Below are 21,158 nucleotides of genomic sequence, written 5' to 3'. Positions count from 1 at the left end.
GGTTTATCTCAACATTTCGAACAGGATACAGCGCTCAATTCTCGGAGCAAACTATATGCACGACATCGATCCCATCGAAACCCAGGAGTGGCTGGAAGCCCTGGATTCTGTTCTGGAAAAAGAAGGGGAAGACCGGGCTCACTACCTGATGACCCGCCTTTCCCAACATGCCAGGGCAAAAGGCACCCAGCTGCCCTACGCGATAACGACTCCTTATCGCAACACCATTCCGCCTGAGAAAGAAGCGAGAATGCCGGGTGACCTGTTCATGGAACGCAGAATCCGTTCCCTGGTTCGTTGGAACGCGCTGGCCATGGTCATGCGTGCTAACCAGAAAGACAGCTCTCTGGGTGGTCACATTTCGTCCTTTGCCTCCAGTGCAACCTTGTACGACATCGGCTACAACTACTTCTTCCATGGTTACAACGACAACCGTGAAGGCGACCTGGTGTACTACCAGGGACACACGTCTCCGGGTATCTATTCCCGGGCTTTCCTGGAAGGTCGTCTGAGCGAAGATCAGCTGGATGGTTTCCGTCAGGAAGTCGAAGGCAAGGGTCTCCCCTCCTACCCTCACCCGCACCTGATGCCTGACTTCTGGCAGTTCCCCACCGTCTCCATGGGGCTGGGTCCATTGCAGGCCATCTATCAGGCACGCTTTATGAAGTACCTGATCAACCGCGGTATGGCTCAGGAGCAGAACCGTAAGGTCTGGGCTTTCCTGGGCGATGGTGAAATGGACGAGCCGGAATCCACCGGTGCTATTTCTCTGGCGGGCCGTGAAAAGCTGGACAACCTGATCTTTGTGGTGAACTGTAACCTGCAACGTCTGGATGGCCCGGTTCGTGGTAACGGCAAGATCATTCAGGAACTGGAAGGCGTCTTCCGTGGTGCTGGCTGGAACGTCATCAAGGTCACCTGGGGTCGTCACTGGGATCAGCTGTTTGCCCAGGACAAAGACGGCATGTTGCAAAAACTGATGGACGAAGCCGTAGACGGTGACTATCAGAACTGTAAAGCCAAGGGCGGCGCCTGGACCCGTGAGCACTTCTTCGGTCGCTATCCTGAAACCAAAAAGATGGTGGAACACCTGTCGGACGACGACATCTGGCGTCTGAACCGGGGTGGTCACGATCCCTACAAGGTGTACGCGGCCTACCACGCTGCAGTCAACACCACCGACAAGCCAACGGTTATTCTGGCTAAGACAGTAAAAGGTTACGGTACCGGTACCACCGGCGAAGCCTCCAACGTCAGCCACAACGTTAAGAAACTGCCCATCGATGATCTGAAACAGTTCCGTGACCGTTTCGACCTGCCGATTAAAGATGAAGACCTGGCGGCCCTGCCTTACTTCAAGCCCGCTGAAGACAGCCCGGAAATGGTTTACATGCGCAAGCATCGTGAAAAACTGGGTGGCTTCATTCCTCAGCGCCGGGAGCAGTCTGACGTACACTTGCAGATTCCTGAACTGAGTGCCTTCGACGCCGTTCTTAAAGGCAGTGGTGAGCGTGAAATCTCAACCACCATGGCTTACGTGCGGGTGTTGGCTGCCCTGGCCAAAGACAAGAAGATTGGCAAGCACGTGGTACCGATCATCCCTGACGAAGCCCGGACTTTCGGTATGGAAGGTATGTTCCGACAGCTGGGTATCTACTCGGCAGAAGGTCAGATGTACGAGCCAGTGGACTCCGATCAGGTGATGTTCTACAAGGAGTCCAAACAGGGGCAGATTCTGGAAGAAGGCATCAATGAAGCCGGTGCTCACGCGGCCTGGATCGCTGCTGCGACTTCCTACAGCAACAACAACGTACCGATGATTCCTTTCTACGCCTTTTACTCCATGTTCGGTTTCCAGCGTACCGGTGACCTGGCCTGGGCTTCAGGCGACATGCAGGCTCGCGGTTTCCTGATCGGTGCCACTTCTGGCCGTACTTCCCTGAACGGTGAAGGCCTGCAACATCAGGACGGTCACAGCCATATTCTGGCTTCTACGGTTCCTAATTGCATCAGCTATGACCCGACTTACGGTTATGAGCTGGCGGTGATTGTTCAGGACGGCCTGCGTCGTATGTATAGCGACAACGAAAACGTCTGGTACTACATCACCACCATGAACGACAGTTACAAGATGCCAGCCATGCCAGAAGGCGACGGCGTCGTTGAAGGCATCGTCAAGGGTCTGTACTGCTTCGAGGAGAGCGCCGGTAAAGACGGTCTGAAAGTACAACTGATGGGCTGTGGCACTATTCTCGAAGAAGTCCGTGCTGCGGCGGATATCCTGCGTAACGACTTCGGTATTGAGTCGGATATCTGGAGCGCCACCAGCTTCAACGAACTGCGCCGTGATGGTATGGCGGCAGCTCGTCACAACATGCTGAACCCTGATTCCGAGCAGCAGACAGGCTGGGTTGAAGAGCAGCTGTCAGGTCGCAAGGGACCGGTTGTTGCTGCCTCTGACTATATGAAGATTTACGCTGACCAGATTCGTGAATTTGTACCCGGCACGTTTATTGCCTTGGGTACTGATGGTTTCGGTCGTTCCGATACCCGCGAGAAACTGCGTGAGTTCTTCGAAGTGGATCGTTACTTCGTTGTTATTGCCGCCCTGTACGGTCTGGTAAAAGACGGTGAACTGAACGTGTCGGTACTGAAAGAGGCGATGAAAAAGTTCAACATCGACGGCGACAAAGCTAACCCACTGTACTGCTGATTTCATAAGGTTATCCCGAATGAGCGATGAAATAATCAAGATCCCCGATATCGGCAGTGGCAGCGCAGAAGTGATTGAAATCTGCGTTGCCCCCGGTGATTCGGTTTCTGCCGATGACTCCCTGATTGTTCTGGAGTCAGACAAGGCATCCATGGAAGTGCCTGCACCCCGTGACGGCAAGATCTCAGAGATCATTGTCAAAGTAGGCGACAGTGTGTCTGAAGGTGACGACATGCTGAAAATGGTGGCAGATGCAGCAGCCGGGGAAAGCACTGTTGCTGCTGAAGAAGCTCCAGTGCCTGCGGCACAGCCAGAGTCGGCTCCTGTACCAGCTGCACCGGCTCCAGTGGCCGCCAGCAGCATTCAGGAAGTGACGGTGCCTGATATTGGTGCCGAAAACGTTCCGGTCATCGAAATCTGTGTCACTGTGGGTGACGAAATTTCTGAAGAAGATTCTCTGATTGTGCTGGAATCTGACAAAGCCAGTATGGACGTACCTTCGCCTTTTGCCGGTGTCATCAAAGAGATCTGCGTTAAAGAAGGTGACAAACTGAGCCAGGGTGATCTGGTGGTAAAAGTTGAAACCACCGGAGGGGCTGCACCTGTTCCAGCACCTCAGGCTGCCGCCCAGGCCGCTCCTGCACCACAGGCTTCAGCTCCCGCTCCTGCGGCGGCCAAAGCGCCAGAACCGGCCGCACCGACTTCTGTTCAGAAACAGGTAGAACTGGAAGAAACCAATCGTAATTTCCATGCAGGTCCCGCCGTTCGCAGGCTTGCCCGTGAGTTTGGCGTTACCCTTGGACGAGTAAAAGGCACAGGCCCGCGCAGCCGTATCCTGAAAGAAGATGTTCAGGCCTACGTCAAAGCGAAGCTGACCGAAGCGGACAAACCTCAGGCAGCCGCTGCAGGCGGAGCCGGCATTCCTCCGGTGCCAGCCCAGGATTACGCCAAGTGGGGTGAAATCGAAGAAGTCGCCCTGAATCGTCTGCGTAAGGTTGCCGCTCAGAACTTCCAGCGCTCCTGGCTGAACGTGCCTCACGTGACTCAGTTTGATGAAGCGGATATTACTGAACTGGAAGCGTTCCGGAAGGCTAATAAAGCACTAGCAGAAGCCCAGGGCACCAAGCTGACGCCGCTGCCTTTCTTCCTGAAGGCAGTGGCTTACGTACTGAAAGAAATGCCGGTATTCTGCTCTTCCCTGAGTGAAGACGGCGAGTCGGTTATCTACAAAAAGTACATTAATATTGGTGTTGCCGTAGACACTCCTGACGGCCTGCTGGTACCGGTCATCAAGAATGTTGACCAGAAAGGTATCTGGGATCTGTCCAGGGAGTGTATTGAACTGGCTGGCAAGGCCCGTGACAAGAAGCTTAAGCCTGCCGAAATGCAGGGTGGCTGCTTCACCATTTCCAGCCTGGGTTCTGTCGGTGGTACGGCCTTTACTCCTATCGTGAATGCCCCTGAAGTCGCCATTCTGGGTATCTCCAAGGCATCCATGAAGCCCATCTGGAACGGCATGGACTTTGATGCACGTCTGATGTGCCCACTGTCGCTATCCTACGATCACCGTGTGGTCAATGGGGCTGATGCGGCCCGTTTCACCACCATGCTGGCTAACCTGCTGTCAGACATTCGTCGTCTGTTGCTGTAATCCCGATTGCTGCCCATATAAAAGCCCGCGACTGTTTTGCAGTTGCGGGCTTTTTTTTATCCGCTGCCACCTTTTGTGTTTGAAAGAAAATCTTGATCTGGCGCTTTCTTGATCTATCTTACGTTTCTAAAAAATAAGAAATAAAAGCTGAACACTACAAACTACAGACCGGAATGTAATGAAAAACTCATTCTTTATGGTGCTGCTCTTGTCGTTGTCCGTCATCTGTCAGGCTAAACCATTAACAAAAAGCTTTATTGTCGAGCTTCAACAAGATGAAAGATTAAATGGAAGCATTTCTATAAAGCCAGCCCCGAATGCATTACCAGACGTTGCCGACGCAAATGTGCCTTCGGGATCAGTGTTTGTGCCTGATGGCAAACCGGACAAACTTGACGGTTATGGGTTTAAAACCTCCTACTTTGACTTGATCTCGTGGCAATTGATTTTCGCTTCTCATCTGCTGGTTGCTTACCAACTGGTTATCACCATCCATGACACCCCTGGCTCTAAACCTTATTCATGGATACCTGTAGAAACGTTTGTCGCTGTTGGCTGGCTTTTGAAAAGCTATTGGAACCTCAGTTCACCCTTGTTCAACCCGATGGATCAACTGCAGGCCAGTCAGGATGACCCATTTGCGATTACCACTATGGTTCACCTCGGGCATGCTAAACATCCAAGGGAACATCCGAACCACAACACAAAGCAGCCAGCAATATCATCCGGCCAGCAAACCACAGCAACCACCACCACCCAACTGACAGGCTCTGTCACCCACACCTTGCCTTCTGGCTCTAACGGTGGCAACGAAGACTCTCATCAACATCATCATACTCTGGATCTGAATTGTTTCGCCCATCCCTGTCATGGGGTTTGTAGATTCCGACAATTAACCAATAACGGAGGGCCTGCTGAATTGTCGTTGAATTCTATAATTGCTTCTCTCGACACGCTGATTTATCCCCCTATTGATATTGAAGTGGCTGATTTCGGCTCAATTGACCGTTCTGTTTATCTCCCTGATGCGGGCGACCCCAGTGATTATTCCGATCTGACGATCTATCCTCCTGCCGATTCGCCTGCTGATAGCCCAACCCGTTAAATCCGCCCCCTGAACGTCAAAGGATAGCGTCCCTGAGCATCCGGCCTGCCCAGAAACTTCATGCCGTCTTTTATCGTTTCGGGCAGGGCTTCACCGTCTGACACTTTCCCGCTCAATGAATAACTGCCGTTGAGGTTGACACTGAATACCGCATCTGTCGTCAGAAACTCGGACGACTGGCGAATGTTACCTTCCAGGGTATTTCCCTTGCAGCTGAGGTCAGCATCCGCCTGACCTAATTTCACCTCACCCAAGGGACTGCTGATTCGCCCTCTTTCCCATTCCATGCGGCCATCCAACTCGACACACTGACCCCCTTCATAGATCAGGGAATCTGCCACCAGATTGATATTACCCCTGGCCGTTGCCGGAACCGGCATGGATGCAAACTGCTGCAACCAGCCTGCCGAAGCGTCTGCTTCGAGGTCTTCGATCGTCATGCCCTGAAGGCTATAGGTCACTGTCGCCTGACCCGCAACGGCGGAAAAATTGTCACCGACTTCAAGATCCGCTTTGATCTTTCCAGTCAGCAGTGCAGAAGGCCGGAGATCCCAGCTGACATCCTCAAGCTCGATACCATTGACAGTTAATGTCTGCGCTGAACCCGACCAGACTGAGCCGGAAAGACCTTCCAGCTTAACCTCCGGCATTTTAGGTGCGTGATTCCAGACAAAGGCGGCTGGTAACTCTGCCAGCATAAAACCTGTGTAAGAAACAGCGGCCAGGGCAGCCAGAGAAATAATTTTTTTCATGTGTCTTAACTCTTGCTGTTGGCGTTCTCTATGCTGAAGGCTTTCTCTGCGCTGAAGGCTTTCTCTGCGCTGAAGGCTTTCTCTGCGCTGAAGGCTCTTGCTATTCTCAATGCATTAACATTCACATGCCCTGGCTTTTCGGCAGCTGCTACTTCCAGCTCCCTGATCTCAACACCGCCCTGCTGTTCAAGGTTAACCAGCCAACTCAGTAAACGATCAAAACCCACGGTATCAAGATCGACCTACAAGGTATCACGAACGGTTCGAACCCCGGTGATGCGCAGATCGAAATCTTTTGCGGTGCTGTTTACCATCTGATCCAGAGGTAACACCAGATAGCGGGTCCGGTCAGGCTGCCCCTGACGCAGACTAGCAATCTCGCTGGCCTGCTCCTGTATCGAAGCCAGTAACTTCTGACTGGCTGCCAGCTTTTGCTCAGCAGCCAACTGGCGTTCTGACAGAGGGTTGAAAATGCCCTGCCAGACAACCCAGACACTCACCAATGCCCCTGCCACCATGCAAAGTTGCTGCTCGCGACGACTCAGGCCACGCCAGTAGCTCTGAATCTGACGCCATCGCTCATTGAAGCCTTCCACGATGTTATTCATGAATCACTCCCCCTGATAATCAGCGTACCCTTGGCAATATCACCACTTTTCTCCAGTGTTTCAACCGTGATCACCAGTTGCTCGCCGGATTCTTCCCGGAATGCCGTAAAGGTCTCAAAATCTTTAGCGGTGGCTTCCAGTCGCAGTGATTGCTGAGACTGGTTATACGACAAAGTAACTGGTTTAAGTTGCGGGTACTGTTTAAACAGCGGAGCAGTCTGATCCAGCAGCTTCAACAGGCCTGAGTCGTCACCTTTGGTGCTTTTCAAAGCCATAAGCTTCTGTCTCATCTGCGACTGTAGACGTACAATTCGCTCACCAGGAAATAGATCACTGTAGACCGTATGGGCCTGTGCCCGAAGCTGATCGGCCTGTTGTTCCAACTGTACCGATTTCAATACCGCCTGAGCCGTAAACAGCGTGAGGGTAACCGCCAGAAGCCCAGCCGCCAGCCCCCAGGGTTTCAAACTTTTGATGGCCGATGACTCAACCTGCCAGACGCCCTGCAACAGGTTGGGACTGTTCTTCTCTGAGACGGCACTGACCGCACCCGCTGCCAGCACTTCCAGAGCCGGGCCTGCAACTTCCTGATGCCATTCACCCGGACTGTTCTCCGGTGGTTCACTGAAACTGTTCACCTTCAGAGGCGCTGTTTCAGAGTCCTCCTCTGCCAGATAAAAGCTCAGCCAGGATGGGTCACAGGCTGCCCAATTCCAGCGGCCAGTACGAAGCAGCCATCGTTCATCCATGGCCAGTGCCGAGCACTCTCCCTCGCTCCAGGGCAGAGCCAAAGCTTCAGGAATCATGGTTTTTAATTTAAGGCCGGACTGATTCAGGGCTTCATGCCAGAACGCCATTTTCGAATGAGCGACCACGGACAGATACACCTGATCCCCCTCCCTGGTCATCACTGAAATATGGAGATCATCGACATCCTCAGCCAGATCATCTTCCAGACGAAAAGGCAGTGACTTTAATACCGCCTTAGTCAGCCGACCTTCCACCTGAAGGCAGTGAACGCTGACCAGCTCCGAAGGGACCAAAACAATGGTTTTTGCGTCCGGGAATGACTCCGACAGTGCCCCCAGATCGGCAACAGACGACAGAATACCAGAGGAGTCTTGTCCCTCTTGCGCTGTTGGGTAGCACTGCCAGTGAACGGGCTGGCCGGGATCTCCAGGCAGCCTGATGATAAGATGCTGGCTCACTCAAGCCCTCCAAACTCTCGGCGAATAACGCTGAACTTATTCTCTTCTTCCCGCCGCAGCAGGCTCTTTATTCGGACGTTGGAGTCCACGTAGGAAGCGGTGGCAGCCATCACGAAATATTGACTGTCCACCGACATCAGCTCCTGAGTCTCTTCGGCACTGAAGTTGGCAAGAGACGGTTGTTGAATAAACTCATCCACGCTCTTCCAGCCATCCTCCGGCCTTTGTTCCAATACTTCTTTTGCCTGTTCTATGGAGAGCTCACCCAGATACAGGGCACTGAGCACCGGTGCATGATCCGGCGACAGAGTATTGATATTAATGTTCATCTCAGTAGCTGGCAGTGCACAGACATAAGGTTGGACCCTTCTCATAATGCTGGCATTAACGCCCTTCACCGCTCTCAGCTCCGAAGCCGATCTCATACTGGTATTAGCAGCCAGATAGGGCACTGGCAACGACTGATAATAACTGTCTTCCGCCCCGGTGCCAGAACCCTGGGTATCGTCGTTGTCTACCCAGTCCCGGGTTGATTGGGCAATGATATCTGCCTGGTAGGACTCAATCTGCAGCACTTCCATCAGGGATTGAAACACTTTGATTTCAGTCGAAGTCTGTCCTTCTTTATCGGGTACCTGCAAAGCGTTCACGTTCAAACAAGCCTGAGCATCGGAGATTTTGCCCTGAATCGCTCCGCCATCCACGGGAAAAGTCACTTCCCCCGTGGCCCAGGTTTGACCGAGATTGACCGTTCCGTCGCTTTCTTCTAATTCGTCCTGAAGTACCTTGATCGCCAGTTCTTCGGCAGACAATGCATACCAGCGGGCCTGTTCCATTTGTTGCAGGGAAGCGGTCCGGCGCATTTGCAGGGAAAAGCCGAAGGTAATCTCTGCCGCAATCAGCACCATCAGCGTCAATACGAACATGACGATCAACAAGGCGACACCCGACTGACGATGCTTCTGGAGCCTTGTGTTCATGACGACTTCTCCTGGGCTTGCCAGGTGCCGGGTAACACATAACGCCGTTCAATGATCCCCAGATCCTTCAGCTCAAAAGTAATCTTTAAGCCCTGGGGCAGCGTACTGCCAAGCTTTTCTAGCCACTGGCCATCAATAAAGTACTGAAACTTCAGTGAACGGACATCGGTTAACAGATCCCTTATCACCGGTTCTGCATTTTCCTCGGGATCCAGCACATAAAAGTGCTGACGTTCCAGCACTCCATCCTTGAGTCGATAACTGACTTTCTGCAACTCGGAGCGGGGGAGTTTCTGCCCGGGGTTGCGCCAGCCCAGCCGAATAAAGGCTGCTGCCTCATCGTCTGACTCCAGCATATCTTTGCCGGCAAACAGGCTTTGCTCGGTGAGTTCACCATCGACCCGCACACCGCGGTCAATCATTTGTCGGAAGTCCTGCCCCATCACCATCATGGCGTAGTCTATTTCCTGAATACGACTCTGATGATCGCTGGCCACCTCCCGAGCCCCCATAACTCCCTGTAGAATCTGCCAGGCGCTGATACTGACCAGGGCAAAAATGGTCAGCGCCACCAGCATTTCTAGCAGGGTAAAACCACGATGGGTCGATACGTTCAAGGCTTTCGATGCGCTCAAGGCTTTCGATGCGCTCAAGGCTTTCGATACGCTCAAGGCTTTCAATACGTTCAAGACTGCTTCACCGTATAGGTTTGCAGACTGGCCAAGGCTGGCTTGCTCTCATCACGACTCAGTCGAACTTCGACCTGGATGGCCCGAAAATCTTCATCCGCAGTACGCACACTCCGGGACCGCACATACCAGGTTTGATCAGCCAGCTCACGGGTAGCTTTTTCCCAGGTCTGGGACGGCCACTCTTTTGTCAGATAAAGATCGACCAGTTCATTATCAGCAACCCAGCGAGCCATGGTCTTATGTTTCAGGTACTGGCTGTTATCCAGACTTTCACTGGTGGTTCTGAGCACGGTAATACCAGCGATGGCCAGAATGGTCATGGCCATCAGTACTTCTAATAAGGTGAAGCCTTTAGCGCTTATGGAGCAGCCTTTAGCGCTTCTGGAGCAGCCTTTAGCCTTTTGGGAATGAACTGAATGGCGTTTCATGTGTCAGCCCCGGCTACTTGTTTTGTCGTACTCATCTGCACTGACCACGTTAACTTCACCGGTTTCCCTGATCATCACGCTATAAAAACGACGAGCGTCGCTGGCTGACTGAAACCGTACTTCAGCCGGGGTCACTTCACCGCTGGACCAGAGGTAAAGGTCAGGCGTTGCCTTGTTTGAGCCGTTGGAAAACAAGCTACTGTCTTGCTGCTTTTCAGCATCCAGAGCCGCCTGCCAGATCAGCTCGCCCGGCATAAAGTCCAGTCTTATGGCGTCCGACAACACTCTCTCTGTTAGCAACCGGTCACTCTTCAGTAGCTGCCATTGGCCTTCATGCCACTCCATAAACTGATAGCCATTGTCAGTAAATCGAACCCCAAGGTTCTTACCCTTGAGCAGTGACTCTTGGTGGCCGGTTTTCACCAGGGCAGCAAATCGCCGCGCATCGGTTTTCAAACGCGCTGAACTGTCAGCCGGTGCCAGAGTGGGCAATACCACCGCGGTAGCAATGCCCAGCAGTACCAGAACCAGCATGATTTCAAGCAGGGTGAAACCAGCACTTTTCATCAGGAATTCATATTCCAGTTGCCAATGTCGTCGTCAGAGCCCGCCTGACCGTCAGGACCGGCAGAGAAAATATCGATATCACCAAATTCACCGGGAAACTGCATCAGGTAGTCATTGCCCCATGGGTCCTGGGGTAGACGACGGATGTAGCCGTTGTCACGGTAATTTCTCGGTTGTGGGTTGCCGGAAGGCTGTTCCACCAGGGCGTTCAGCCCCTGCTGGGTGGATGGAAAGTGGTTGTTGTCCAGCTTGTACATATCCAGGGCATTTTCCAGTGTCACTATGTCACTGACGGCTTTCTGCTGGTCTGCTTTTTCTTTATTACCCAGAACGTTCGGGGCAACAAAGCTGGCGAGAACGCCGAGAATCACGATCACCACCATAATCTCGATCAGGGTAAAACCCTGCTGTTTTTGTCGATGTGTCGTTTTCGTAGTCATTGACCATTGTCTCCTAATGTCATACAGCCCGATCTGAGTCAGGCTCCTTATTCAGCTAACCACCGGATACCAGTGAATTAAGGTCCAGCATCGGGGTCAGAATCGCCATAACAATAAACAGCACCATGCCCGCCATGGACACAATCAGCAAAGGGCCAAACACGCCCAGGGCAATATTCACCTGATTTTCAAATTGTCGATCCTGGCTGTCGGCAGCACGACCCAGCATTTGTTCCAGCGCCCCTGACTTTTCACCACTGGCAATAATGTGCAGCATCATGGGTGGAAACAGTTGTGTCTGATCCAGCGCTATCCAAAGGCTGGAACCTTCCCTCACACGCTCCGAAGCCTGTTCAAGGGACTTTCGGATAAAAGCGTTGGACATCACTTCTGCCGAGATTTTCATCCCTTCCAGAAGCGGCACCGAACTGCTGCTGAGAATACTGAGTGTCCGGGCAAAACGGGAGGTATCAACACCGGCACCCACTTCGCCAATAACGGGCATTTTTAATAGCAACCGGTCGTGAGCCAGTCTTCGTTTGGGGTTTACCAGCAGGCGCTGTCTGAGAAATAACAGCATGATCAGCCCGGCCAGTACACCAAAACCGTAATCCCGGACAAAGTCACTCATGGCGATCAGAGCCCGGGTCATGGCTGGCAACTCCTGCCCAAGATCAGCAAACTGTTCCACCACGGTGGGTACGACAGTTGCCAATAAAATGGCAATAACCGAGACAGCCACAATGGTCAGAATGGCCGGATAGATCATGGCCTGAATTAATTTGCCCCGGATCACCTGACGCTGCTCGGTGTAGTCCGCCAGTCGTTCCAGCACCGTATCCAGATGACCGGATTTTTCACCGGCCGCCACCATGGAGCAATAGAGGGTGTCGAAGGTTTTCGGGTAAATCGCCAGGCTTTCCGCCAGCGTCCGACCTTCCAGCACTTTCGCTCTTACCGTGGTAATGATGGTTTTCAGGTGGGGTTTCTGAACCTGACGGGACAGTGCCTGAAGACATTCTTCCAAGGGAATGGCCGCCGCCACCAGAGTGGCCAGCTGGCGAGTCAGCATGGCGACTTCAGCCGGACTGGCTTTTTTCTCAAACAGGGAAAACGACGCACGTCCGCCACGGCTCTTTGGTTCGGATTCAGTAATGGTAACCGGCGCCAGACCTTCCGAGCGTAACTGCTGACGAAGCTGACGGGCCGAGTCAGCCTCCAGTACGCCTTTGCGTTTTTTACCCTTTTTATCCAGGGCTTCGTATGCAAATACGCCCATTATTCCTCCCGGGTCACCCGCAGCACCTCTTCGATAGACGTCCTACCCGCAAGGACTTTACGGAAGCCATCTTTCTGGATACTGGGGCTGTTCCTGCGAATGACATCTTCCAGTGCCTGTTCACCGGCACCTTCATGAATCATCCGACGGACTTCATCATTGACCAGGAACAACTCGTGAATGCCGGTTCGGCCTTTATAGCCGCCACCATGACACTCAGAACAACCTTCGGGGCTGGCCTCGTGAACGGATCTGCTGTCAGCGTCGTCCATTCCCATCAGCCTGCGCTCGTGAGCCGTTGGCGCTCTGGCTACTTTACAGGCAGGGCAAAGGGTACGCACCAGACGCTGGGCCAGAACGCCCAGCAGACTGGATGACAGCAGGAAAGGTTCAATGCCCATATCCCTTAGGCGAGTGACCGCACCAATCGCCGTATTGGTGTGCAGGGTACTCAAAACCAGGTGGCCAGTCAGGGAAGCCTGGATGGAAATTTCTGCGGTTTCCAGGTCACGAATCTCACCTACCATCACCACATCCGGGTCCTGACGCAAAATGGCACGCAGCCCCCGGGCAAAGGTCATATCGACCTTGGGGTTGACCTGTGTCTGACCCACCCCTTCCAGATCGTATTCCACAGGGTCTTCAACGGTGAGGATATTACGTTCAGTGTCGTTAATTTCCGTTAAACCGGCGTACAGCGTCGTACTCTTACCGGAACCGGTTGGGCCGGTAACCAGCAGAATACCGTGAGGTTTATGCAGAGCCTCACGGATATGCTGATGAATATCCGGGGTCATGCCCAGACTGGACATATCCATACGCACGCTGTTGCGATCCAGCAAACGCAATACGATTCGCTCGCCATGGCGAGAAGGCAGTGTCGATACCCGGACATCGACGGCGCGGCCACCCAGACGCAGGGAAATACGACCATCCTGCGGCACTCGCTTCTCGGCAATATCCAGCTTGGCCATCACCTTGATACGGGATACCAGCAGGGCCGCCAGTTTACGCTGAGGTCGAAGAATCTCTCGCAACACACCATCGACACGGAAGCGAATAACCAGACAGTTTTCGAAGGTTTCGATATGAATATCGGAAGCCCCTTCCTTGATCGCCTCACCCAGCATGGCGTTGATCATTCGAATAATCGGTGCGCCATCGTCGGCATCCAGAAGGTCTTCGTTGTCGGGCAGTTCTTCGGCCAGGGAGTGCAGCTCTTCGTCGTTGCCGATATCGTTCATCAGCTGTCGGGCTGCCGACGAATCTTTCTGATAATAAGCCGATAGCCTTGCTTCAAATTCACCGTCTGACAGCGGTTTTAGGGTGATCGGACCCGCAACAAAACGACGAACTTCGCTAATAACCGCTCTGGACAGTTGACCATTGACGTACAGGCAGGGATGACCCTGAGGCTCCTGTTCCAGCAGGACACCAAAGTTACGGGCAAAGGCAAAGGGCAGCTCCAGAACTCTGGCTGTAGTATCCTGAACAGTATCCTGAACAGTACCCTGAACTGAAGCTTCCACTGCCTGATCAGCTGTTATCGCCGGGTTCTGCATCGCTTTTCTCCGACTGATGAGTGGCTACCTTGTCACCGTCTTCTTTGTTACCGTCCTCTTGCTCTTTTTCCTTCTGTTCAGCTTCATCGAACTTCTGGCGAGCTTTATTCATCAGCTCAGTGTTAGAAGGGTATTCCGGCATGACCGGGGTTTTGGCATCAGGCATCAGCTCAACGCCCTGACTCTGGCGGTCCAGCTGGCGGGCACGCATATAGCTGTATTTCTTGCCGCTGATACTGGTCAGGATATCGTCGTCACGAATGATGGTGGGTCTCAGGAAAACCATCAGGTTGCGCTTCCTCACTTCGCTGGAGGTGGAGCGGAACAGCGCACCAATAAAAGGAATGTCACCCAGCAGCGGCACTTTGGAAACACTTTCCTGAACGTCTTCATCCAGCAGCCCGCCAATCACGATAGTGTCACCACTGCGTACCATAACGGAGGTTTTCACTTCACGCTTGGAAAATGTCACGTCGACAGAAGTACGACCATTAACACCGGACACTTCCTGGGTAATATCCAGCATCACCGAATCGCCTTCATTGATCTGGGGCTTAACGGTCATTTTGACACCGACTTCCTTACGCTCAACGGTCTGGAAAGGATTGTCGTTGTTTGAGCTGGAGGCAGAACCGGTAATCACTGGCACTTCGTCGCCCACAATAAAAGAAGACTCGGCGTTATCCAGGGTCATCAGGCTGGGAGTCGCCAGGACATTGGATTTTGTTGAGTTGGTGACCGCCTGCAACAGCGCTGTCCAGTTGCCGGATGTGATGCTGAAGGCGGCACCGGATACACCGGCAAGGGCTTCATAGAGTTGGGTGTAGTCGCCCGGCTGATCAGGATTGATGGTAACATTGCCATTTTCACTGACGATCGTTGAGCCCGGCACATCCTCAGCATCTTTCATACCGGCCATAATCTGGCCAATGGGTACTGTACGGCCATCATTAAACTGCATCATACTGCCGCTTTCACTGGCCAGCTGGAAGGACAGGTTAATGCCATCGCCATCGGTAACTTCAACAATAATGGCTTCCACCAGCACCTGGGCACGGCGGATATCCAGCTGCTTAATGACACTTTCCAGGCTTTTCATAATGTCGGGCTGAGCGGTGACCACCAGAGCATTGGTTTGCTCATGCACATTAATGCTGAATTTCTGGTCGTTGCTGCGAACTGTTTTACCACTGTCTTTTTCTGCCTGAACCGTCTGGCCTACCCCTTCCATGACTTCTTTCAGATCTTCCGCCTTGGCGTATTTCAAATAGAAGACACGGGTATTGCCGGAGGATTCCTGTTCGGCATCCAGCTGGTAAACAATACGATTCACTTTTTGCAGCTGGCTGGTTGGCCCGGCAACAATCAGGCGGTTGCTGCGGTCATCGGCCACAACCGTGACTTTGGAAGCACTGCTTTTGCTGGTTTTTTCCTGCAACAGGGAGGTGAGAATCCGCTGCATTTCTGAAGCTGAGGCGTATTCCAGCTCAATCACCGAGAAGTTCCGGTTACCGGCTCGGTCTACCCGCCTGACAATCTCAACCAGACGTTTGACATTGGCCGCACGACCGGTCATCAGCAGAATATTGGAAGGATCGTAATGAACGACATTGCCCGAGGTATCATTGAGCTGGCGCAGTAACGGCGACAGTTCTCTCACCGGCACGTTCTGAACCGGGAGCACCCAGGTCACGAACTCATCACCTTCACCCGGATTTTCCTTGTCTGCCAGCGCAATAGCCGACATTTTTGCGTTCTTGTCCTGAACCACTTTCAAGACGTTATTCTCTTGTTCGATGACGGCAAAGCCGTGGACTTCGAGAACGTTCAAAAAGAGCTGATAGTATTGTTCCGCGTTGAGCCTGTCGTAGGAACGAACCGTCACAGAACCACGAACAGCAGGGTCCAGAATAATGGTTTTGTTCAGCGTGGCGCTGACTGTACTGGCAAATTCAGCAATATCGGCCTTCTCAAAGCTGGCGGAATACTGTTTATAACCCGCTGAAGGCTCTTGATAACCCGCTGAAGGCTCTTGATAACCCGCTGAAGGCTCTTGGTAACTGGCTGAAGGCTCTTGATAACCCGCTGAAGGCTCTTGAGAGCTAGCGGAAGATTCATTAGCAAAAACAGGCGCTGAAACCAGTAAAAATCCTGCCATCAGTGAGCAGGTCTGGCTGCGCAACTGTTTCCAATAGATCCGGGCGCGGCCCCCTTTAAGCGGTTCAGGGAGTACGGAGACAACCCCTGCCTTTCCTCTCAAAATCATAGTTTTACTTCTATTTCATAGAGACGACCATCTCGGGCAATGGTCATCGATAACTGGGTGAGCTGCTTGACTTCTTGCAGTAATTTCATGGTGTCGTTGCTGTCACTCAGGTCATATCCGTTGATAGACAGGGCGATATCATCAGGCTTCAGACCCGACTCACGAAAAACGTCAGGCAGTTTGCCAGGGGTTAAGCGATAACCGGCCAGCTGGCCTTCTTTCTGTACCGGGGTGATCTGGACAAAATCCGTAAAAGAGGACGGGTCAGAAATCAGTTGTTGACGCACTTTTGCCAGACGACCACTGTCTCTTTTTTCTACTTTTCGACCGGCTTCATCGGGATAAAGCAACAGAGCTTCGAGCTTGCCCCGGTTCAGGACTATCACCCGATCTTCATAAATATCCTTCACTTGCGCATTGGAACCCTGAAGCTTTTCACCGATTCGATAGGTGCGATCACGACCACTGGCGTGAATCACTGCAACGGAATTAGCAGGAATGGTACTGGCAACAATACCGGTTACTTTTGCAGACAGGCGGGATTTGGGCACGGCGTTGGGATCAATGCCACTGTTTTCGGTGTGTGTCAGCTTGATCGGCTCCTGACCAAACAGATGGAAATCATTCAGCGCGGGATAGGCATCCTGCTCTGACGGACGACGACTGACCACTGTCGACTGAGATTGCCATGACTGAGCCGTAGCCTTATCGGAACCCTCCAGGAATTGCCAGGTCAGGCGAGCTAGCTGCTGAGTCAGAAGAATCACCAAGACTACTTCACAACCCATAATAAGTCGCCGTATCCCAGTCTGCGACAACACATTGGCAAGGTTAAAGTCTGGCGAGTACAAAGAGGCTCGAGCCTTCAGTCTGTTGAGCAGGATTGTCGACATGGTACAACGTGTATCATCAGTTCGTTTATTTGTCCGGTGTGGATAAAATCGGCGTCAAGAGTTTTAATTTTACAATTGCCAGTAAAAATGGCACATAGGTACTAGTCATTGGTTATACGTGCAAATGCCCAGAAAAACAACAAATCCAACTCGCTCCCATGCTACTGCTACCGCATCGGAGTGTAACCAGCCCGTCGTATGCATTCCCACGCAGAGCGTGGGAACCCAGTCGATCGACTTGATGATAACGGGCTTCTGTTACAGTCCCATGAAGCAACCAAGCTCTCTAAAAAAATCTGGTCTTATTTTCAGGCTGCTTAGTGTACGTTAATAGAAGGCCCCCTCCCAAAGAGCCGCAGGGATAGTGCGAAACAAACTCTGGTGGCGGGCTTAATACTTAAAAAAAAAACAACAATATAAGAGCATAGGGATATGAAACTTAACGACACAGCCTTTCTGTCTGCATTGTCTTTGGTGCCATCTTTAGTGCCATCTTTGGTGCTATCTGCCTTTGCAACCTCGGTCTTTGCACAACCTGAAAGCATTCATCTGAGCTATGGACCGGATCTTTCCAGTAAAATAGACGTCAAGGACACTCGTTTAGCCCTGAGATGGCATTTAACTGAAAAAGGCGTTCTGGAAAATTCGCAGTGGAGCGATCGCTTCCTGCTCGATACCTCGGTTTCTTACTGGGATAATCGACTCGATGCCAGTCCGTCTCACAGTGCCGGGGGTGGCGATGATATCTATGGCTTTTTCATAACCCCGGTATGGCAGTTCAAAAGCCCCAGCCAGCGGTATTACCTTGATGTCGGCCTGGGCGCTGGCTGGATCAGTGATACTCAGATTCGTTACAAAGGCAGTCTGCCGTTAGAAAAAAGCACACAATTTCAATTTGAAACCATGGTGGGTGCCGGTGTTCTCCTGGGTTCTGAAAGGAATTTTGACCTGGGCGCCAAACTGCTCCACTACTCCAACGCTTATATCAAACGGCCTAACATGGATTTGAATGTGCTCCAGTTCTCTCTTGCCTATCGTTTTTAAAATAATATGCCCGACATTTGTCGGGCATTTCTCTGGTCAGTTATAACTCCAGTTCGCTGGAGATAAACTCCAGCAGTTCCTGTTCACTGGTGCAGGCTGCCAGAGAATCTCTGAAGGCTCCACGCATAATGCGTCGTGCCAACTGTGCAAAAATCTGCATGTGCACGCTGCCGGCTTCACTGGCTCTTACCGTCAACATAAAGACGGTATCGGTCATCACCGGATCACCTTCATTCCAGAGAATAGGCTCAGCCAGTTTCATAATACTGATACTGTTAACGGCAATGCTGTCTGACTTGCAGTGAGGGATAGCGATACCAAAGCCCAGCATGGTGGGAGAAATCGCTTCCCGCTCCCAAATGGCTTGTTCGGCACCAACAACATCAGACACCCGGCCATTAATATCGAGATTGTCCACCAGCGTTTTGATGACTTCGCCTTTACTGCGGCAATCAGCGTTCATAATGATGGAATGTTCAGCCAGAATGGGCAGGGCTTCTTGCTGTTGAACCGCGCTTTGCAGATGCTCCAACACGGCTTCAGAGGTTTCCAGCTGAAGTACCTGCTCCAGCAATGCTTTACTGTCTGCCAGTGTCAGCTGGCTGATCGCTTCTTTGATCTCAAGAATACGGGGTGCGCTCAGGCTGATTTCATCCAGCCCCAGTCCCAGAAGAATCGGCAGATGTTCTGGATTTCCGGCAAACTCACCGCACATACCCACCCAGGCACCGGCTTTATGGGCTTCGCTGACAACATGCTGCAGCAGTCTCAGGAAAGCCGGGTTCAGAGAATCATAAAGATGCTCGACTTTGCTGTTGCCCCTGTCCGCTGCCAACAGATATTGAGTCAGGTCATTGCTGCCAATACTGAAGAAGTCAACATAGCGAACCAGCTGATCAATGATGAAAGCACAGGATGGCACTTCCAGCATAATGCCCAGCTGAACATCCGGATTATGCTCAACTCCCTCAAGCTTCATTGTTTCAACAATCTGGTTGAATACTTCCCTGAGCCACTTGGCTTCGGCGAGTGTTGCCACCATAGGCACCATGATTTTGCACTGACCGTAATGGCTGGCTCTTAAAATGGCACGCAGCTGGGTTTCGAAAAGCTTCAGGTACTTTGGATAGAGGCGCACGGCACGGTAACCCAGGAAAGGATTTTCTTCTGTGCCGATATTAAAATAATCCACCGGCTTATCACCACCAATATCCATGGTGCGAATAATCACTGGCTTACCATTGGCAGCGGTTACAGCCTTGCGATAGGTTTCAAACTGCTCTTCTTCACAGGGCGGCTCAGTCCGATCCATATAGAGCATTTCGGTACGGAATAATCCAACGCCTTCAGCACCCTGGGCAAATGCCGCTTCTGCTTCTTCAGCGCTGGCAATATTTGCAGCCACTTCCATGAGATGACCATCCAAAGTAACAGCGGCCTGGTCAACATACTTCTGGCGTCGCAGATTAAGTCTTTCCTGCTTACTTTGCTCAAGATCATAAAAGCGAGCGACTTTTTCAGAAGGATTACTGATTAACAGACCAAGGTTGGCGTCCATAATCACCTGAGCGCCTTCAGCAGCCAGAGTGCGGGCTCCTTCTACACCAACCATCACGGGAATACCAAAGGATCGAGCCACGATAACCGTGTGGGACGTCGTACCACCCGCTTCCAGAACCAGTCCTTTCAAGCGTGTTCGGTCCAGCGACAGAAACTGGCTGGGCGCCAGTGAACCGGCAATACAAACGGTATCTGTCGTTAGCTCTGTATCTGTTTTTTCAAAACTGTCTGCACCGTAAGTCATAACAATCAGTTTTGAACAGAGGTCACGGATATCCAGGGCACGTTCCTGCAGGTATTCACTGCGGGAACTTTCCAGCACCTGAGTGAAGTGCTCCTGCGTTGTCAAAATGGCCGATAAAATCGATGACCCGGCATTAATTCCTTCGGCAATACTGCTGACCAGTTTTTCATCACCAAGCAGAGAGAGGTGCGCCTTGAGGATGGCTTTTTCTTCACCACCAGATGTCTCAACCTGATGCTCAAGCTGAGCTTGCAACTGTTGTCTGGTTTGATCAAAACGTGCCTGTTCTTCGTGGCCGTCGGCTTTTTCCAGTGTTTCAGGATTGAGAACCAGACGGGGTTCACCCAAAACCAGCGGTATTCCCCTGGCCAGACCAGGGCTTACTGAAACCCCTCTAAGACTTTGCAGCGGTTCATCACGAAGCATGTGTGGCAAAGGCTTTTGTCGCTTATCTTTAACAACTTCAAGTGGCTCATCACAGGCCAGAAACTCAGTTTCCAGAAATGACTTGAATTGATTCAGGGTAGATTCTGCCTGATCCCCGGTTACCTCAACCAGAACAGGATCATTCAGGGCAATGTCAGAAGCAATCATGGATAACACAGAGCGAGTATCCGCTTCCTTGTTATTCCGAAGATTGGTGATGGTGATGGCGTCGCTGTAACTTTTTACGGTCTCTTCAATAAAACTTGCAGGCCTGGCGTGCAATCCATTGGGCAGTGGGAAGGTATAATTAAAACTTGCTGAGCTGTTCATCATCTGGAGTTATCTTAAAAAGTCAGTAGTCGTATGTATCAGAAAGCGGAACTTCACTGATCACCAAAATCAAAATAAATGAAGTAAAAAAGGTTTCAGGCTTCTGAATAGATTGCGGATATGATGTCCTGAGGCGATTTCAGAATCTCATCAATGGATACATGAAAAGTTTTAAGGCCTTTAAAGCGATCATCACCATTGATAGTGATATCGGTTGTTAAAATGGCAATATCCGCACTTTCTATATCCTGTCTGGACAACGCATCTATAATGCCCAGGGCACCCTGAGTTTCTACCTTGATGGAATGCCCACGGGTTCTGGCACAACGCTCCAGCACTTCAGCAGCCATGTAAGTTTCGGCGATTCCCGTTGAACAGGCAGTCACTGCAATGATGTTCATGGTAAGCCC

General features: G+C 51.8%; 17 protein-coding genes and 1 pseudogene. 4 read left to right on the top strand and 14 right to left on the bottom strand.

Going from position 1 to position 21,158, the window contains the following annotated elements:
* Positions 1-55 precede the first annotated feature (55 nt).
* The 3 genes from aceE (at position 56) to K7B67_RS22335 (ending at position 5,469) form a co-directional block, all read left to right on the top strand.
* A complete protein-coding gene (aceE, locus tag K7B67_RS22345) occupies positions 56-2,713 on the top strand; it encodes a pyruvate dehydrogenase (acetyl-transferring), homodimeric type (RefSeq protein ID WP_252178046.1) in 2,658 nt (885 codons plus the stop codon).
* 19 nt (positions 2,714-2,732) lie between these two features.
* Positions 2,733-4,364: a dihydrolipoyllysine-residue acetyltransferase gene (gene aceF / locus K7B67_RS22340; RefSeq protein WP_252178045.1), complete on the top strand. Its 1,632-nt coding sequence runs from the start codon at positions 2,733-2,735 to the stop codon at positions 4,362-4,364.
* A 178-nt stretch (positions 4,365-4,542) separates the two neighbouring features.
* Complete coding sequence (locus K7B67_RS22335; protein WP_252178044.1) at positions 4,543-5,469, top strand: hypothetical protein; 927 nt, start codon at positions 4,543-4,545, stop codon at positions 5,467-5,469.
* On the opposite strand, the gene K7B67_RS22330 is transcribed toward K7B67_RS22335, so the two are convergent.
* The 12 genes and pseudogenes from K7B67_RS22330 to gspC all read right to left on the bottom strand — a co-directional run bounded on the left by K7B67_RS22330 (position 5,466) and on the right by gspC (position 17,018).
* The gene (locus tag K7B67_RS22330) at positions 5,466-6,221 is read right to left on the bottom strand and encodes a type II secretion system protein N (RefSeq protein ID WP_252178043.1); all 756 of its coding nucleotides are present in this window, start codon (positions 6,219-6,221) and stop codon (positions 5,466-5,468) included. The two genes, K7B67_RS22335 and K7B67_RS22330, sit on opposite strands and share 4 nt — an antisense overlap.
* A gap of 5 nt (positions 6,222-6,226) precedes the next feature.
* Positions 6,227-6,829, bottom strand: a pseudogene (locus tag K7B67_RS22325) (type II secretion system protein M).
* On the bottom strand, positions 6,826-8,037 hold the full coding sequence (gspL, locus tag K7B67_RS22320; protein ID WP_252178042.1) for a type II secretion system protein GspL: 1,212 nt from the start codon (positions 8,035-8,037) through the stop codon (positions 6,826-6,828). Before gspL ends, K7B67_RS22325 begins: the two are co-directional and overlap by 4 nt.
* Entirely contained in the window at positions 8,034-9,017 is a 984-nt protein-coding gene (gene gspK, locus K7B67_RS22315) for a type II secretion system minor pseudopilin GspK (protein WP_252178041.1), read from the bottom strand. The genes gspL and gspK overlap by 4 nt, the downstream gene beginning before the upstream one ends.
* Complete coding sequence (gspJ, locus tag K7B67_RS22310) at positions 9,014-9,706, bottom strand: type II secretion system minor pseudopilin GspJ (RefSeq protein WP_252178040.1); 693 nt, start codon at positions 9,704-9,706, stop codon at positions 9,014-9,016. Before gspJ ends, gspK begins: the two co-directional genes overlap by 4 nt.
* Positions 9,703-10,137, bottom strand: coding sequence for a type II secretion system minor pseudopilin GspI (gspI, locus tag K7B67_RS22305; protein WP_252178039.1), 435 nt, complete (start codon positions 10,135-10,137; stop codon positions 9,703-9,705). The genes gspJ and gspI overlap by 4 nt, the downstream gene beginning before the upstream one ends.
* A 3-nt stretch (positions 10,138-10,140) precedes the next feature.
* A complete protein-coding gene (gene gspH, locus K7B67_RS22300) occupies positions 10,141-10,704 on the bottom strand; it encodes a type II secretion system minor pseudopilin GspH (protein ID WP_252178038.1) in 564 nt (187 codons plus the stop codon).
* On the bottom strand, positions 10,704-11,144 hold the full coding sequence (gene gspG / locus K7B67_RS22295) for a type II secretion system major pseudopilin GspG (protein ID WP_252178037.1): 441 nt from the start codon (positions 11,142-11,144) through the stop codon (positions 10,704-10,706). The genes gspH and gspG overlap by 1 nt, the downstream gene beginning before the upstream one ends.
* 55 nt (positions 11,145-11,199) lie before the next feature.
* A complete protein-coding gene (gene gspF, locus K7B67_RS22290) occupies positions 11,200-12,423 on the bottom strand; it encodes a type II secretion system inner membrane protein GspF (protein ID WP_252178036.1) in 1,224 nt (407 codons plus the stop codon).
* Positions 12,423-13,985 carry a type II secretion system ATPase GspE gene (gene gspE / locus K7B67_RS22285; protein WP_252178035.1) on the bottom strand — a complete coding sequence of 521 codons (1,563 nt, stop codon included), beginning with the start codon at positions 13,983-13,985 and terminating at the stop codon, positions 12,423-12,425. Before gspE ends, gspF begins: the two co-directional genes overlap by 1 nt.
* Complete coding sequence (gene gspD, locus K7B67_RS22280; protein ID WP_252178034.1) at positions 13,960-16,251, bottom strand: type II secretion system secretin GspD; 2,292 nt, start codon at positions 16,249-16,251, stop codon at positions 13,960-13,962. Before gspD ends, gspE begins: the two co-directional genes overlap by 26 nt.
* The gene (gene gspC, locus K7B67_RS22275; protein ID WP_252180632.1) at positions 16,248-17,018 is read right to left on the bottom strand and encodes a type II secretion system protein GspC; all 771 of its coding nucleotides are present in this window, start codon (positions 17,016-17,018) and stop codon (positions 16,248-16,250) included. Before gspC ends, gspD begins: the two co-directional genes overlap by 4 nt.
* 558 nt (positions 17,019-17,576) lie before the next feature.
* Between gspC and K7B67_RS22270 the strand changes: the two genes are divergently transcribed.
* On the top strand, positions 17,577-18,188 hold the full coding sequence (locus K7B67_RS22270) for an acyloxyacyl hydrolase (RefSeq protein ID WP_252178033.1): 612 nt from the start codon (positions 17,577-17,579) through the stop codon (positions 18,186-18,188).
* Positions 18,189-18,228: 40 nt separating this feature from the next.
* Here K7B67_RS22270 and ptsP read toward each other — a convergent pair whose 3' ends face one another.
* Both ptsP and K7B67_RS22260 read right to left on the bottom strand, forming a co-directional pair.
* The gene (ptsP, locus tag K7B67_RS22265) at positions 18,229-20,751 is read right to left on the bottom strand and encodes a phosphoenolpyruvate--protein phosphotransferase (protein ID WP_252178032.1); all 2,523 of its coding nucleotides are present in this window, start codon (positions 20,749-20,751) and stop codon (positions 18,229-18,231) included.
* A gap of 92 nt (positions 20,752-20,843) precedes the next feature.
* Positions 20,844-21,149 (bottom strand): fructose PTS transporter subunit IIB, encoded by a 306-nt coding sequence (locus K7B67_RS22260; protein WP_252178031.1) that lies wholly within the window; start codon positions 21,147-21,149, stop codon positions 20,844-20,846.
* Positions 21,150-21,158 lie beyond the last annotated feature (9 nt).

Origin of the sequence: Endozoicomonas sp. 4G, from assembly GCF_023822025.1 — a bacterium.
Classification (GTDB): Bacteria; Pseudomonadota; Gammaproteobacteria; order Pseudomonadales; family Endozoicomonadaceae; genus Endozoicomonas_A.
This window is presented reverse-complemented; position numbering and strand designations above follow the sequence as displayed.